At 67.2% G+C, this 15,224-nt stretch carries 12 protein-coding genes; 10 read left to right on the top strand and 2 right to left on the bottom strand.

All coding sequences use genetic code 11. The features are described from left to right. The first annotated feature begins 62 nt into the window (after positions 1 to 62). The 5 genes from ACWGKS_RS23480 to ACWGKS_RS23460 all read left to right on the top strand — a co-directional run bounded on the left by ACWGKS_RS23480 (position 63) and on the right by ACWGKS_RS23460 (position 7,758). On the top strand, positions 63 to 2,486 hold the full coding sequence (locus tag ACWGKS_RS23480) for a glycoside hydrolase family 3 N-terminal domain-containing protein (RefSeq protein WP_452524055.1): 2,424 nt from the start codon (positions 63 to 65) through the stop codon (positions 2,484 to 2,486). After that, positions 2,479 to 3,552, top strand: coding sequence for a TRAP transporter substrate-binding protein (locus tag ACWGKS_RS23475; protein WP_358506452.1), 1,074 nt, complete (start codon positions 2,479 to 2,481; stop codon positions 3,550 to 3,552). Before ACWGKS_RS23480 ends, ACWGKS_RS23475 begins: the two co-directional genes overlap by 8 nt. Before the next feature lie 40 nt (positions 3,553 to 3,592). Then, entirely contained in the window at positions 3,593 to 4,225 is a 633-nt protein-coding gene (locus ACWGKS_RS23470; protein WP_358506449.1) for a TRAP transporter small permease, read from the top strand. Continuing rightward, positions 4,225 to 5,535, top strand: coding sequence for a TRAP transporter large permease (locus ACWGKS_RS23465; RefSeq protein WP_358506446.1), 1,311 nt, complete (start codon positions 4,225 to 4,227; stop codon positions 5,533 to 5,535). The genes ACWGKS_RS23470 and ACWGKS_RS23465 overlap by 1 nt, the downstream gene beginning before the upstream one ends. An 855-nt stretch (positions 5,536 to 6,390) precedes the next feature. Beyond that, the gene (locus tag ACWGKS_RS23460) at positions 6,391 to 7,758 is read left to right on the top strand and encodes an HNH endonuclease signature motif containing protein (protein ID WP_358506443.1); all 1,368 of its coding nucleotides are present in this window, start codon (positions 6,391 to 6,393) and stop codon (positions 7,756 to 7,758) included. A gap of 838 nt (positions 7,759 to 8,596) precedes the next feature. Here the strand turns inward: ACWGKS_RS23460 and ACWGKS_RS23455 are convergent. Continuing rightward, positions 8,597 to 8,833 carry a hypothetical protein gene (locus ACWGKS_RS23455; protein ID WP_358506440.1) on the bottom strand — a complete coding sequence of 79 codons (237 nt, stop codon included), beginning with the start codon at positions 8,831 to 8,833 and terminating at the stop codon, positions 8,597 to 8,599. A 37-nt stretch (positions 8,834 to 8,870) separates the two neighbouring features. Between ACWGKS_RS23455 and ACWGKS_RS23450 the strand changes: the two genes are divergently transcribed. Both ACWGKS_RS23450 and ACWGKS_RS23445 read left to right on the top strand, forming a co-directional pair. Next, on the top strand, positions 8,871 to 9,515 hold the full coding sequence (locus ACWGKS_RS23450) for a TetR/AcrR family transcriptional regulator (RefSeq protein WP_358506437.1): 645 nt from the start codon (positions 8,871 to 8,873) through the stop codon (positions 9,513 to 9,515). Between the two features lie 57 nt (positions 9,516 to 9,572). Then, positions 9,573 to 10,730 carry a lactate 2-monooxygenase gene (locus ACWGKS_RS23445; protein WP_358506434.1) on the top strand — a complete coding sequence of 386 codons (1,158 nt, stop codon included), beginning with the start codon at positions 9,573 to 9,575 and terminating at the stop codon, positions 10,728 to 10,730. Positions 10,731 to 10,806: 76 nt separating this feature from the next. On the opposite strand, the gene ACWGKS_RS23440 is transcribed toward ACWGKS_RS23445, so the two are convergent. Continuing rightward, positions 10,807 to 12,246, bottom strand: coding sequence for a helix-turn-helix domain-containing protein (locus ACWGKS_RS23440; protein ID WP_358506431.1), 1,440 nt, complete (start codon positions 12,244 to 12,246; stop codon positions 10,807 to 10,809). Positions 12,247 to 12,463: 217 nt separating this feature from the next. Between ACWGKS_RS23440 and aceA the strand changes: the two genes are divergently transcribed. The 3 genes from aceA (at position 12,464) to ACWGKS_RS23425 (ending at position 15,220) form a co-directional block, all read left to right on the top strand. Then, complete coding sequence (aceA, locus tag ACWGKS_RS23435; RefSeq protein WP_358506429.1) at positions 12,464 to 13,762, top strand: isocitrate lyase; 1,299 nt, start codon at positions 12,464 to 12,466, stop codon at positions 13,760 to 13,762. Between the two features lie 266 nt (positions 13,763 to 14,028). After that, the gene (locus ACWGKS_RS23430) at positions 14,029 to 14,274 is read left to right on the top strand and encodes a hypothetical protein (RefSeq protein ID WP_358506426.1); all 246 of its coding nucleotides are present in this window, start codon (positions 14,029 to 14,031) and stop codon (positions 14,272 to 14,274) included. A 106-nt stretch (positions 14,275 to 14,380) separates the two neighbouring features. After that, entirely contained in the window at positions 14,381 to 15,220 is an 840-nt protein-coding gene (locus tag ACWGKS_RS23425; RefSeq protein WP_358506423.1) for a CPBP family intramembrane glutamic endopeptidase, read from the top strand. The last annotated feature ends 4 nt before the right edge of the window (positions 15,221 to 15,224 follow it).

Here is a 15,224-nt window from a genome sequence, read left to right as displayed (position 1 = left end):
TCTTGCCGGGCCCGTAGGCCGGTGTGACTCTGAGCACACCACCCCGATTGGAAGTTCACGACATGACCGAATCCCCTCGTCAGCGCACTTCCGGCCCACGCGTTACCGCCCTGGCGATCCCACTCGCCCTGGCGGTCGCCCTCGGGCCGGCCACCGTGCCGGACGTCGCCGCCGCGGACGAGAACCCCCAGGTGGAGTCACGCGTCAAGGACGTGATCGATGTCGACGGCGCCGACTTCCGGGACCTGGACGACGACGGAGAACTCGACCCCTATGAGGACTGGCGCCTGCCGGTCGAGGAAAGGGTCGACGACCTCGTCGGGAAAATGGACCTGGAAGAGATGGCCGGGCTCATGCTCATCGACACCCTCAACGCCGAATGCGTCGACGGAGAACGCGGGACCGTGCCCCCTCTCGCCGACGATTACGTCGATCACCAGCACATGCACAGATTCGTCTTCCGAAATACCGTGACCAGCCCCGATGAAGCCGAATGCGGTGAATCCGAAGCCGGATTCAACGCCTCGACCAGCGTCACCCCGGAAGAGGCCGCCGATTTCACCAATTCCGTCCAGGAGATGAGCGAGTCCACGCGCCTGGGCATCCCCGCGTTGTTCAAGTCCAACGCCCGCAACCACATCGACCCCGACGCGCGTGCGGGCATCAACGAGTCCGTCGGTACGTTCACCTCCTTCCCCAAGGAGGCCGGGATCTCGGCCGCCTCGCTCGGCGCCGAGGCCGCCACCACCGGGGAGGAGCCGACCACCGGCGACATGGCCATGGTGGAGGACTTCTCCCACGTGATGGGCCAGGAGTGGCGTTCGATCGGTCTGCGTGGGATGTACGGCTACATGGCCGACCTGTCCACGGAACCGCGCTGGTACCGCACGCACGAGACCTTCACCGAGGACGCCGAACACGCCTCCGCGGTCATGGGCACGCTCGTGGAATCGCTTCAGGGACCGGTCCAGGACGGTGTCTCGCTGAGCCCGGACAGTTCCGTGGCGCTCACCCTCCAACACTTCCCCGGGGGCGGCCCGCAGCAATTGGGACTGGACCCGCACTATTCCTTCGGCAAGTCCCAGGTGTACCCCTCCGACGGTTTCGCCGAGCACCTTCTGCCGTTCGAGACCGCCATCGACGCGGGCGTCTCCTCGATCATGCCCTATTACGGGGTTCCGGTCGACGTCTCACACGAGGGACAGGAATTCGACGAGGTGGGCTTCGCCTTCTCGGACGACATCGTCGACGAACTCCTGCGCGAACGAATGGGATTCTCCGGATACGTCAACTCCGACACCGGGATCATCAACGACCGCGCTTGGGGGCTGGAGGAGGCGACCGTTCCGGAAAGGGTCGCCGCCGCCATCAACTCCGGCACGGACACGCTTTCGGGGTTCAACGAGGTCCAGGTCATCCTCGACCTGGTCGACGAAGGACTCGTCACGCAGCAACGGGTCGAACTGGCGGCCGAACGGCTGCTCACCCCCATGTTCCTGATGGGTCTGTTCGAGAACCCCTACGTCGACCCGGAGGTCGCCACGGCCACGATCGGCTCCGAGGAGAACCGCGAGATCGGCCTGGAGACGCAACGCGACTCCCTGGTCCTGCTCCAGAACGAGACCACCGATGACGGCCCCACCCTGCCGTTGGCGGACGGGTCGAGCCTGTACCTGCTGGGAGACTTCGACGAGGACGTCGTCGCCTCCTACGGACACGACGTGACCAGTGGAAACGTCGAGGAGGACGAGGAGCGGCCCAGTGCGGCCGACAGCGACTACGCGATCATCTCGCTGACCGCCCGCACCGAAGCCGAGGACTACGTCAGCGACGACGAGGAACTCGGTCTCGACGAGGACCACGTCAACCCCGGCGTGATCGACGGTATCGAGGGATTGGACGGCCAGAGCCCCTACGGCGCCGCCGACGCCTGCGTGACGTCGGGGGCCCCGGAGTGCACCGACGACGGTCTCGGGTTCGGGGGCTCCTACCCCTGGGAGTCGTCCGTACTGGACTTCACCGGCATGTCCGAAGCCGACTCCTGGGTGGTCGAACCGTCCCTGGAGTCGGTGCGCGAGGTCATGGCCGAGGTCGAGGGCCCGAGCAGGGTGATCCTTCACGTGTACTTCCGCCAGCCCTACGTCCTGGACGAGGAGAGCGGACTCCGTGACGCCGGTGCCATCGTCGCCGGGTTCGGGGTGGGCGACACCGCGTTGATGGACGTGCTGTCCGGGGACCACGCGCCCCAGGGACGGATGCCCTTCGCCCTGGCCGGCACCCCCGAGGCCATCACGCAGCAGGACAGCGACGCGCCCGGTTACGCCGAGACCGACGACGGCGCCCTCTACGAATACGGCTTCGGTCTGACCTACGAGGAGAAGGCCGGCCTGTCGTCGCCCTGGTTCCTCTGGGGGACCGTGGCCCTGGTCCTGGCCGGTGGGATCCTGCTCCTGCTGCGCGGTTCGAGGGTGACCGACCATGACTGAGATCTTCGAACGCCACCGGCACGAAGCGACCAAGGACGGGAAACCGACAGTGCGCACACATGGCAGAACGTGCCTGGTCGCCGCCGCCTCCGTGGCGACGACCCTGGTGCTGGCCTCCTGCGGGGGCGGCGCCGAATCCAGTGGCCCCGGAGGTGAACGGTCCCTGCGGCTGGCCCTGAACCAGTCGGAGGAACACCCCTCGTTCACCGCGCTGGACCACTTCGGCGACCACCTGCGGGAGAACACCGACGGACTGAACCTCGACATCTACCCCAACGAGACGTTGGGCGGGCAGGCCGAGGTGCTGCAACTCGTGGCGAGCGGGGCCGTCGACATGGCCATCGTCTCCGGCGCCCAGCTGGAGAACCTGAACAAGGACTTCATCGCGTTCAACGTGCCCAGGGTCTTCGACGACATCGACCACCAGATGGACGTCGTCCACGACCCGGAGATCACCGGTGAGTTGTACTCCTCCCTGGACGAGGACCACGACCTGACGGTGGTGGGCGGCTTCACCCAGGGCGCCCGCAGCGTGTACACGGCGGACGGCCCCGTCCAGACGCCCGACGACCTGGCCGGCGCCAACATCCGGGTGCAGGAGTCCCCGCTCAACGTGGCCATCGCCGAAGCGCTCGGAGGTTCGGCCGCACCGATGGTATACGGCGAGCTCTACACCGGTCTCCAGGCGGGGGTCGTGGACGCGGCGGAGAACAACGAGGTCTCCTACTTCACCCAACGCCACTACGAGGTGGCTCCGTACTGGTCCTACACCGAACACCTGATCGGTCTGGACTACCTGATCATCAACTCCGACGCGCTGGCCGGATTGAACGACGAACAGCGCGCCGCCTTCGACGAGGGGTGGACGGCCGCCTACGAAGAGCACGCCGTGCTGTGGGCCGAGGCCACGGAGGAGGCCATCGCGGGCGCCGAGGCCGACGGCGCCGAGTTCCACCAGGTGGACGAGGCCTCGTTCGCCGAGGCGCTGGACGGCCTCGTCGAGGAGTTCGTCGTCACCGACACCCAGCGAGAACTCCACGACGCCGCGCGCGAGGCCGCGCAGTGAAGCGTCGCAGCAGTTCCCGCACCCCCGATCGGAGGTTTCCGTGGAGTCGTTGAAGAAGTTCCTCGACACCTGTCTCTACTGGATCGTCGTCGTGCTCTTCGCACTGCTGACGGTGATCGTCGTGTGGCAGGTGTTCAGCCGCCAGGTCCTGAGCGACCCCGCGACCTGGACCGACGAGGGCGCTCGAATGTCCTTCGTGTGGCTGGGTCTGTTCGCCTCGGCGTACGTGTTCGGCGAACGCGGTCACATCGCCGTCGAGTACCTCGCCCGTAGGACCCCGGCGGGGATCGAAAGGTCCGTCGCCGTCGGAGTACAGCTCGTCGTCTTGGCCTTCGCCCTGATCATCCTCGTCTGGGGCGGTTGGGCCGCGGCGCAGAACGCGTGGAGTCAACAGCTGAGCGCGCTGCCCTTCACCTACGGGCACATGTACCTGGCGATGCCGATCACCGGTGTGCTGGTGACGTTCTACGCCCTGCACCACGTCCGAGGCCTGTTGACGGGTGCGGAGGAACCGTACACCGACGTCGCCGAGGACGACCCCGAGATCCGGCAAGAGAAGTACGTCCCCGACAGCGTGCTGCTGACGGAGGTCGACCGGTCCCCCGGTTCGCCCGGTTCCCCCGAGGACGAGGGCGTGGACGGGTCCGAGAACAGCACCGGAAAGGACACCTGATGGATCCCGCAGCCCTGGCCGGACTCATTCTCCTGGTCGGCATCATCATCGGTATCGCCTCGTCCGTACCGATCGCCGTGGCCATCGGTCTGTCGGCGTTCCTGGCCGCCATCCCGCTCGTCGGACTCGAACAGGCGGCCCTGGTCAGCGCTCAACAGGTGTTCTCCGGCATCAACTCGTTCCCACTCCTGGCGATCCCGTTGTTCGTCCTGGCGGGCGTCATCATGAACAACGGGGGGATCGCCGGAAGGTTGGTGGACGCCGCCAAGGTCGTGACGGGGCGCATGCCGGCCTCCATGGCCCAGACCAACGTCGTGGCCAACGGCCTGTTCGGGTCGGTGTCCGGCGCGGCCGTCGCCTCCGCCGCCGCCGTGGGCACGGTGATGGGCCCGCGCATGGCCCAGGAGGGTTACGACCGCCGGTTCGGCGCCGCCGTGAACATCGCCTCGGCGCCCGCGGGGATGCTGATCCCCCCGTCCAACACCTTCATCGTCTACGCGCTGGTCTCGGGCAGTTCCATCGCCGCGCTGTTCATGGCCGGTCTGGTGCCGGGGTTGTTGTGGATCCTGGCCTGCATGGTCGTGGTGTACCTGCACGCGCGCCGCCGGCCCGGGCGACTGCGCACAGAGGAGCGGGTGAGCCCAGCCCAGGGCCTGGTCGTGATCTGGCGCGCGGTGCCATCCCTGCTGATGATCGTCATCGTGGTGGGCGGGATCCTCAGCGGGTTCTTCACCGCCACCGAGTCGGCCTCCATCGCCGTGGTGTACTGCCTGGTGCTCTCGGCGATCTACCGGTCGATCAAGTTCACGGACCTGCCGCAGATCCTCATGGACGCCGGTCGGACCACCGCCATCGTGATGCTCCTGGTCGGGGTGTCCACGGTGCTGGCGTTCGTCATGTCGTTCGCGCGCATCCCGGAGGTGATCTCCGGCTTCGTCCTCGGGTTCACCGGTAGTGACGTGGTCATCCTGTTGCTGATGATGATCGTCCTGCTCGTCATCGGCACCTTCATGGACCCGACCCCGGCGATCCTCATCTTCGTGCCGATCTTCCTGCCGATCGTGCAGGAGTTCGGGATCGACCCGGTGCACTTCGGCGTGATGGTCGTGATGAACCTGTCCCTGGGGGTGATCACGCCACCGGTGGGGAACGTGCTGTTCGTGGGTGCGAGGGTGGCACGTCTGCGGATCGAACCGGTGATCAGCCGCCTGTGGGCGTTCTTCGTGGCGCTGCTGGTCGCGTTGTTCCTGGTGGTGTTCGTCCCGCAGTTCTCCCTGTGGTTGCCGACCTTCTTGGGACTGATCAACTAGGGCCTTCGAGCGGGGAAGGGCGGAAGGCGGAAAGGACAGAAAAAGGACAGAAAAAGGACAGAAGGTCGCAAGGGCAGAAGAGCAGAAAGGTAGGAGAGTAGGAGAGCAGGACTGTAGAACTGTGGAACGGCCCCGGGCGTATGGGGAGCTCGGGGCTTTCTGCGTTCTGGCATGGCTCACACTCTGGTCGATCAAGTGCCGGAGTGTTGGAGTGCTGGTGGGGCGCCTCGGGTCGGGAGTCTTGGGGTTGTTGGGCGGGGTGGAGGTGGGTTCTCCCTCCTTCCCCGCCGCGTGATTGTTGCCGCCCGCACCGCACGCGTCAAGGCAATGTTGAGTCCTGTAGCGATCGAGCTGGTGGCCTTGACCCGTACGGCACGGGCGGCGGTTTGGCGGCTATCGGGGAAGGGGGGAGAGTGGTTGAGGTCCCCAACGGCCCCGGGCTTCGCCCGGTCCGGCCGCAGGCGACCGGATCCCTTCCCTTCTGCCTGGTGTCTTCGTTGAGCGCGTCGCCACTACGTGACGGGTCCGGTCACGAAGGGCCCGCTACAGGTGGGCCACGGGGCGGGGCGCGTCCCCGCGGTGGCCGGCTCTGGTCTTCTCAGCGATGATCTTGCTCCTAGCGCCATGTTGGGCGCCCAACATGGCGCTACGGACAAGATCGTTTCTCTTCAGAGCCCCTCCACCGAAACCGTGAGGAGGCACTTCTATGAGAGGTGGTGCCGACCACAGGGAAAAGGGGTTGTGGATAACCCACAATAACAGCCATTTCATGATAGACATGCCAGCCCAAGAATTCGGTCAATAAACCGGCGAGTAGGCCTACCATTATTGGGGGTGTTCGCATATAATCAGAGTATGAGCTTTCCTCCCCACGCACCGCGCCCGACCGGGAACACCCCGGTCGATAAGGCGATGGCGGGTGCACGGGAGATCGCGGTGGAATTCTCCGGCCGGGACATCCCGTTCGGGTGCGAAGCCGATGTGCTCGCCCAGTTCGGCCGCCTCAACCAGGAAACAGACCGCATCCGCTACGGGATGCTGCCCGCCCTGGCCCGCATGGAAGCCACCGGCGCCCTGCTGGAAGAGGGTGGCCAGCGCAGCATCCAAGCGTGGATCACCCACCAGTGGGGCACCTCTCCGGCCGAGGCCAAGAGCCTTGCCACCCTCGCCCGGGCGTTGTACCAGCAACAGCTGCCGTTGGTGGAAGAAGCCTTCCAAACCAGCGCCCTGTCGCTGGGTGAAGCCTGCGCCATCGCCGCCTCCACCGAAAAGGCCACCACCGAGTGGGCGAAGGTCCTCGAAGCAGCGGATGAGGAATTCCGTGCCCAGCGTCCTTCGGTGGAGGGGTTTCGGGCCCGGTTGGAATACGGGCTGATCGCCTATAAGAAGGAGTGCCCGCAGGCTTCGGTGCGCCAGTTGCGGGACGCGGCGAAATGGTTCGTGGCCCGCTTGGATCCGGAAAAGGCCGACCGGGACTACGACGAAACGTTCGAGAACCGGGGCGCCCAGTTCTCGCCCACGTTCGAGTCCGGGTTTTTGCTGCGGATGTGGGGGCCGGGGGCCGACAACGAGCTCATCCAGGCCGCCCTGGAGGCTTACACCGAACCGTACGGCCCGGAGAACGCCGCCGTGGCGAAGCATCAGCGCACCTATGACGCGATGATACGCATCTTCGAGACCGCTCTGACGCATCGGGGTTGCTCCAGCCTGAGCCGCCAACCGTTGGCGACCCTCAACATCACCGTCCCCCTCAAACGCTTCCTCGGAGACGGCACCGCAGAGCCCGCCACCACCGAGGATGGGGTGGTCATCCCCGATCAGATGGTGGCCCGCCTGACCCCCGACAGTTGGCTGCGCCGGTTCGTGACCGACGCCCAGGGTCGGACTCTGCTGGATGTGGGGCGAAAGCAGCGATGCGCTCCGGACCCGGTGCGCCAAGCTGCCGGGTTCAAGAAGCCCTACTGCGAGTGGTACGAAGGCTGTGACGTGCCGCGTAGCTGGTCGCAGTACGACCACATCGTCCCCTTCTCCCACGGCGGAGCCACCAGCGCCGACAACATGCAGATCCTGTGCTCGACCCACAACAGGCTCAAGCACCGGCTCCAGGCCAAGATGAACCGGCAGATCTGGGAACACCACCACGCCCAAAACCACCAAGAAGCGGGAAAGGACAGCGGGTCAGGGGATGGTGAGGGGGAGCCAGCCCCAGCCACCGCCCCCTAACCACCGCGTACTTCCGCCAGGTGGAACACCACCCCGACGAGACCACCCCCGGTTGGGTGTCAGACCCCAAGGGCCCTATGCCCTGTGGGGATATCAGCATGCCCAGGGGCAGAAACACCGCGAACCCCCCACCCAGAGCCACATTCCGGGGCCGGAGTGGCTCCCATCGGGGGTGTCGGCAGCACTCCTGGCGAGATCGGCCCCTACTGCGGCCACCCGCCCTACCGGTGCCACCCCCAGCACAGGTACCGGCGCCACTGCCACCCCCGGTACCGGCCCACCGGCACCATCAACCCCGTGTTGTCTCTCCACCATGATGATCTTGCTCGTAGCGCCATGTTGAGCGCCCAAATGGGCGCTAGGAGCAAGATCATCGCTGAGAAGACCAGAGCCGGCCACCGCGGGGACGCGCCCCGCCCCGTGCCCGGCCTGTAGCGGGCCCTTCGTGACCGGACCCGTCACGTAGTGGCGACGCGGCCAACGAGGACACCAGAGGGAGGGGAAGGGATCCGGCCGCCTGCGGCCGGAGTGGGCCGAAGGCCCACAGGGCCCTTGGAACCCCAACCACTCTCCCCCCTTCCCCGATAGCCGCCAAACCGCCGCCCGTGCCGTACGGGTCAAGGCCACCAACACCGCTGCCAGAGCACCCGACATCGCCTTGACGCGTGCGGTGCGGGCGGCAACAATCACGCGGCGGGGAAGGAGGGAGAACCCACCCGAGCAACGCCCAACAACCCCAAGGAACTCGACCCCAGGCGCCCCACCAACCACCCGAGCAACGCCCAACAACCCCAAGACTCCCGACCCCAGGCGCCCCACCCACACACCCCACACCCCTTCAGAGCACCCCAAGACCCAAAGGCCCAAGGCGCCCCTGGGCGGCGAACTTCGAGGGGAGCGAGGCCAGGCCACCGAGGACGCTCTCGTGGCCCTTCCCCTCGGCGAGGGTCTGCGCTTCCTCGACCTCGACCTCGGCTTCGACACCGGCTCCAGCTCCGACTCCGGCATCAGCATCAGCTCCGGCTCCGGCATCGACGCCGGCTCCGGGCACCATCCTCCACGAGCCCACCGGCATAACACCGTCTCCGCCTCCGGCGGTCTAGCGTGGGGGCATGAGCGAACCACGTGTCGAACTCGTGCGCTCCTGGCGGGGCAAATCTCCCCGGGAACGTCAGGAGACCCGCAGGCGGCAACTCCTGGAGGCCGGTCTGGAGGTGTTCGGCACCGAAGGGTTCCGCGCGGCCACGGTCGGCCGGATCTGCCGGGAGGCGGGCCTGACCAACCGCTACTTCTACGAGCACTTCACCGACCGGGAGTCCGCCCTGCGTGCGGTCTACGACGGTCTGGTGCACGAGGCGCTGCAGCGGATCTCGGAGCCCTTGCAAGGTGGCGAAGGCCCGCTGGAGGTGCGGGTGATGGCGGCTGTCGACGCCTATCTCTCCTTCTCCATGGAGGACCCGCGCAGGCCCCGGGTGATCTCGGTGGAGAGCGTGGGGGTGAACCCGGTCATGGAGGCGCATCGGCGAGGGGTGCGGCATCGGATCGCGGACCTGTTCACACAGGAGTACCGGCGCTCGGTCCGGGTGGGCACGTCGGTGGACCGTCCCTTCGGCAAGCAGGCCCTGGCCCTGGTGGGCGCGGCCAACGAACTGGTCATCGACTGGGTGCTGAGCGACCGTTCCCGCACCCGGGAGGAGTTGTCGGAGGACGTGGCGGGGGTCTTCGTACCGGTGTTGAGGGCACGACGGATTTCTTGACACACGCATGTGTCAACTTGGATGATGCGGGTCACACCCACCCTCTCGGAGGCGTCCATGACACCGCGTTACGGCGACTACCAGCTGGAGATCTACCTCAACGGACTGACCGGGGTCCTGCCGAGGTATCCCATGACCGCCGCGGAGCTGGAGCGGAGGGCGAAGGAAGCACTGCCGCCGTCGCTCTGGTCCTACGTCGCGGGTGGAGCGGGCGACGAGCACACCCAGGAGGCCAACGCCACCGCCTTCGAACGCTGGGGCCTGTACCCGCGCATGTTCGTGGGCGCCACCGATCGGGACACCTCGGTGAACCTGTGCGGGATCGAGTTGCCCTCCCCCGTGATGATGGCCCCGGTGGGCGTGGTGGGTCTGTGCGCGCAGGACGGGCACGGTGACCTGGCCACGGCGGAGGCGGCGGCCCGGACGGGTGTTCCGATGATCGCCTCCACCCTGTCGCAGGACCCGATGGAGGAGGTCGCCGCCCGGTTCGGGGACACCCCCGGGTTCTTCCAGCTCTACACGCCGACGGACCGAGAGTTGGCGCAGAGTCTGGTTCGACGGGCGGAGCGGGCCGGTTTCCGAGGGATCGTGGTCACCTTGGACACCTGGATCACCGGGTGGCGCCCGCGCGACCTGTCCACCTCGAACTTCCCGCAACTGCGCGGCCACTGCCTGGCCAACTACACCTCCGACCCGGTCTTCCGGGAGCGCGTGGGCGAGGACGCGGCGCCCGACGCCGTGGTCGCGCACTGGGCCGGCGTCTTCGGCAATCCGTTGACCTGGGACGACCTGGAGTGGCTGCGTTCGTTGACGGACCTGCCGCTGATCGTCAAGGGCGTCTGTCACCCCGACGACGCGCGGCGCGCGGCGGACGGGGGCGTGGACGCCATCTACGTGTCCAACCATGGGGGCAGGCAGGCCAACGGCGGTATCCCGGCGCTGGAGTGCCTGCCGGACGTGGCCGCCGCCACGGATCTGCCGATCATCTTCGACTCGGGGGTGCGCTCGGGTTCGGACGTGATCAAGGCCCTGGCCCTGGGCGCGACGACGGTCGCGGTGGGCCGCCCGTACGTGTACGGGCTGGCGTTGGGCGGGGTGGACGGGGTGGTCCACGTCCTGCGGTCGTTGCTGGCCGAGGCGGATCTGCTCATGGCGGTGGACGGCTACGGGTCGCTCGCGGACCTGAACCCCTCGGCGCTCAAGGACCTGCGCTGACTCCGCACCGGACATGACGAAGGGCCGGCGCGTGGGCGCCGGCCCCTGGCGTCATCCGGGTGCCGAAGGCGGTCGATCACTCGACGTTGTGCTTCTCCAGGAACGTGTAGACGTCGTGTTCGTCCACACCGGGAAAGGTGCCCGCGGGCAGCGCGGACAGCACGTGGGAGTGGGCGCGGGCCGAGGGCCACACGTTCCCCTCCCACTTGCCGGCCAGCTCCGAGGGCGGGCGCACGCAGCACTCGCCGCTGGGGCAGTTGGACTTGGTGCGGTTGGTGGTCTCGCGCCCGCGGAACCAGCGCGACTCCTTGTAGGGCACGCCCAGGGTGATGGCGAAGTTGCGCTCACGGCTGGGGTCGACGTGCGCCACGCACCAGTGGGTGCCGTTGGGCTTGTCGGTGTACTGGTAGTAGATCGAGTACCGGTCGGGTGACTGGAAGACCTGCCTCCCCGACCACTGGCGGCACATGCGCTGACCTTCGATGGCGCCGGAGTCATCGGTGGGGAAGATGAGCCCGTCGTTCTCGTAGGCCTTGTAGATGATGCCGGTCTCGTCGTTGCGGATGAAGTGGCAGACCAGGTCCAGGTGACGGTGGGCCAGGTTGGTGAACCGGTGCGCGGCCATCTCGTAGGAGACGGAGTAGACGTCGCGCAGGTCCTCCACGGACAGGTCGCGGGCCTGCTTGGCCTCTTGGAGGTAGGGCACGGCTGTGGTCTCGGGGATGAGCACGGCCGCGGCGAAGTAGTTGGCCTCCACCCGCTGACGCAGGAAGTCGCCGAAGTCGCGGGGCTGGTCGTGCCCGAGGATCACGTGACCGAGGGTCTGCAGGAGGATCGTGCGCGGGCTGTGCATGCCCAGGCTGGTCTCGCGCTTGAGGTAGATGCGCCGGTTGACGTGGTCGGTGAGGGAGCGCACCGAGCGCGGCAGGTCCTGCACGTACTTCAGGGAGAAGCCGTGGTGGGTGGCGATCGCGAGGATCTGTCCCTGGGAGATGGGTCCCGCCGTGTAGTTGACGGCGTCGAGGGTCTCGGCGGCGGCGCGCTCGATGTTCTCGAAGTAGTTGCCGCGCTCGCGCATCTGCCGACGCAGGTCGGCGTTGGCCCGACGCGCCTCCTCCGGGGTGGCGGTGGGCTTGGCGTGGCGCCGCTTGAGTTCGTCGTAGAGACCGACGATGTGTTCGAGGACGTCGTTGGGGACCCTCTTCCCGACCTTCAGGTGCGGGAGGTTGAGGCCTTGGTAGAGGGAGTCGCGCTGAGCCTCCTCCACGGAGATCTCCAGCTGTGCCCGACGGCTCGGGGGCTGCTTGGAGAGAAGTTCTTCGATGGACACCCCGAGGGCCGCGGCCAGGGACGTGAGGAGGGAGAGCTTGGGTTCACGTTTTCCGTTCTCCAGCAGCGAGAGCTGCGAGGGGGCGCGCCCCACGCGTTCACCCAGGTCGGAAAGGGTCATTCCGCGTGCGCGGCGGAGATGACGGAGCCGCTGACCAAAGGTGACGAGATCTAGGTCACCTGTCAAAGACGGTATTTCTTCAGCACCAAAGTACGCCATGACTTCATCTTACGGAAAGAATCAACGATCTTCACCCGATTTCGAGTGGAAAAGTCTTGGATCTTCCCTAAGAATCATAGTTACCGGCGGGGAACTTACCGCCCAGGGCTCAGCCCCTGGCCCTGGAAGGACCTCCCTCGACCGGTGTGAACACCTTGGGGACTACACGAAGGCGGGAACGAACATGAGCACCAGCGCTCGTCGTCAGGAAGCCAGCGCCGCGCTCCAGCGCGACTGGGAGACCAACGCCCGTTGGGCGGGCATCGAGCGGACCTACTCCGCCGACGACGTGGTCAAGCTGCGCGGTTCGGTCACCGAGGAGCACACCCTGGCCCGCCGAGGCGCCGAGCGCCTGTGGGACCTGCTCCACACCGAGGACTACGTCAACAGCCTCGGCGCCCTGACCGGCAACCAGGCCGTCCAGCAGGTCCGCGCCGGACTGAAGGCCATCTACCTCTCCGGGTGGCAGGTCGCGGCCGACGCCAACCTCGGCGGCCACACCTACCCCGACCAGAGCCTCTACCCGGCCAACTCGGTCCCCTCCGTGGTCCGTCGCATCAACAACGCGCTCCTGCGCGCCGACCAGATCACCTGGTCCGAGGGTGACGACAACGCCCCCGAGTGGCTCGCCCCGATCGTCGCCGACGCCGAGGCCGGCTTCGGTGGCACCCTCAACGCCTACGAGCTGATGAAGGGCATGATCGCCGCCGGCGCCTCCGGCGTCCACTGGGAGGACCAGCTGGCCTCCGAAAAGAAGTGCGGTCACCTGGGCGGCAAGGTCCTCATCCCGACCGGCCAGCACGTCAAGACCCTGAACGCGGCCCGTCTCGCCGCGGACGTCGCCGGCGTCCCGTCCCTGGTCATCGCGCGGACCGACGCCCAGGCCGCGACCCTGATCACCAGCGACGTCGACGAGCGCGACCAGCCCTACATCACCGGTGAGCGCACCGCCGAGGGCTTCTACCGCTTCCGCAACGGCGTCGACGCCTGCGTCGCCCGTGGTCTGGCCTACGCACCGCACTCCGACCTGCTCTGGATGGAGACCGCGACCCCGGACCTGGAGGTCGCCCGCGACTTCGCCGAGCGCATCAAGGCCGAGTACCCGGACCAGATGCTGGCCTACAACTGCTCGCCGTCCTTCAACTGGAAGCGTCACCTGGACGACTCGACCATCGCGAAGTTCCAGCGCGAGCTGGGCCACATGGGCTACAAGTTCCAGTTCATCACCCTGGCGGGCTTCCACTCGCTCAACTACTCGATGTTCAACCTGGCCAAGGGCTACGCCCAGAACGGGATGACGTCGTACGTCGAGCTGCAGGAGGCCGAGTTCGCGGCGGAGGCCCAGGGCTACACCGCGACCCGTCACCAGCGCGAGGTCGGCACCGGCTACTTCGACGCCATCAGCACGACCATCTCCCCCGAGGCCAGCACCACGGCCCTCACCGGTTCCACCGAGGAAGACCAGTTCTCAGAGGCTCACTGAGTCCGGTCTTCGTTTCCTCAGAGGTCGTCCCACCCCGCTTTCGTGGCTGGGGCGGGGCGGGACGACCTCTCCCCCTAGCCGTCGGCCATACGCGGTCCGTGTCACACGCGTATGGCCGACGGCTTCTCCGTGTGCGGGCCGCGTGCCCAGGGCCGGAGTGGGCATCGAGTTCAATGGAAGTTCATCCCGAACGGCTGGGTCCCGGCTCCGCCGTTCGGGAAGGATGCGTGAACCGGCTGTATCCGCCCCGACCGTTTGGAGTCACTGTGAAGTTCGAGGACCTTTGCGAGGATCTGCTCACCACCGGCCGCCGTGTACTGGCGGCCGGAGCGATCGCGGGTGTCGCCGTCTTCGGCGTCGCCGCGTGCGAGGACGGAGGCGACGACGACTCGGGGGTCGAACTTGAGGACGGGGGCGACGGGGACGACGGCGATGACGGCGATGACGGTGACGGTGACGATGGTGACGACGACGGAGACGATGACGGGGACGACGACAACGACGACGACTGACCCCTTCCCCCCGATGTGATCTTCGGGGCGAGGAGTGGTGTCCTCGCCCCGCTCCCTGCCCGCACGTTCCCACGGGCACCATCGGCCACGCGGGTACATTCGACTCGTGACCGACAGAACCCGCCAGCACCCGAGCGAACCCACCCCTTCTCCGGCCGCCCCCGTAACGGCCGAGACCACGATCCCGAACCTGCTGCCCGATCGCTCCCTGCTTCGTTGGGAGATCCTGTGCGTGCTCGCCCTGTCCCTGGGCGCCGCCGCGGTCTCGGCGACCATCACCTTCCTCGGGGTGCTCACCGCACCCGAGTCGATGGCCGACCAGACAGCGAACCTGATCCGCTCGCGCGCGGAGAACCGACCCTGGCTGGACCTGTCGCTCCAGTTGTACGCGGTGGTCTTCGCCCTGGCCCCGGTCGCGTTGGTGGTCTACCTGTTGCACCGGACCGGGGAGTCGGCGCGCACCGTGGGCTTCGACCGGCACCGACCCTGGTTCGACACCTGGAGCGGGGTACTGCTCGCGGCGGCGATCGGCGCCGGTGGCCTGGTCGTGTACCTGGTGTCGTGGCAGCTGGGGCTGACCCGCACCATCGTGCCCAGCACCCTGGAGGGCCACTGGTGGGAGATGCCGGTGCTGATCCTGCAGGCCCTGAAGAACGGGGTCCTGGAGGAGGTGATCGTGGTCGGGTACCTGCTGCACCGGCTCGGCCAGTTGGGTTGGTCGCCGTGGAAGGCGGTGCTGGCGAGCTCGGTGCTGCGGGCGTTCTACCACCTGTACCAGGGCGTGGGCATGTTCTTCGGGAACCTGGTGATGGGGCTGGTGTTCGGGTGGTTCTACCTGCGTTACGGGCGGGTGATGCCGCTGGTGGTGGCCCACACGGTGATCGACATCGTGGCGTTCGTGGGCGCCGTGTACCTGATCGGTCGCTTCGAGTGGCTGCCGATGTGATCCG

It is taken from the genome of Nocardiopsis sp. NPDC055879 (assembly GCF_053615935.1).
This window is presented reverse-complemented; position numbering and strand designations above follow the sequence as displayed.

Coding starts and splice junctions, on each gene's coding strand:
- ACWGKS_RS23475 (WP_358506452.1), top strand. CDS start 2,479: ATGACTGAGATCTTCGAACGCCACCGGCACGAAGCGACCAAGGACGGG.
- ACWGKS_RS23480 (WP_452524055.1), top strand. CDS start 63: ATGACCGAATCCCCTCGTCAGCGCACTTCCGGCCCACGCGTTACCGCC.
- ACWGKS_RS23450 (WP_358506437.1), top strand. CDS start 8,871: ATGAGCGAACCACGTGTCGAACTCGTGCGCTCCTGGCGGGGCAAATCT.
- ACWGKS_RS23445 (WP_358506434.1), top strand. CDS start 9,573: ATGACACCGCGTTACGGCGACTACCAGCTGGAGATCTACCTCAACGGA.
- aceA (WP_358506429.1), top strand. CDS start 12,464: ATGAGCACCAGCGCTCGTCGTCAGGAAGCCAGCGCCGCGCTCCAGCGC.
- ACWGKS_RS23465 (WP_358506446.1), top strand. CDS start 4,225: ATGGATCCCGCAGCCCTGGCCGGACTCATTCTCCTGGTCGGCATCATC.
- ACWGKS_RS23455 (WP_358506440.1), bottom strand. CDS start 8,833: ATGCCGGTGGGCTCGTGGAGGATGGTGCCCGGAGCCGGCGTCGATGCC.
- ACWGKS_RS23460 (WP_358506443.1), top strand. CDS start 6,391: ATGAGCTTTCCTCCCCACGCACCGCGCCCGACCGGGAACACCCCGGTC.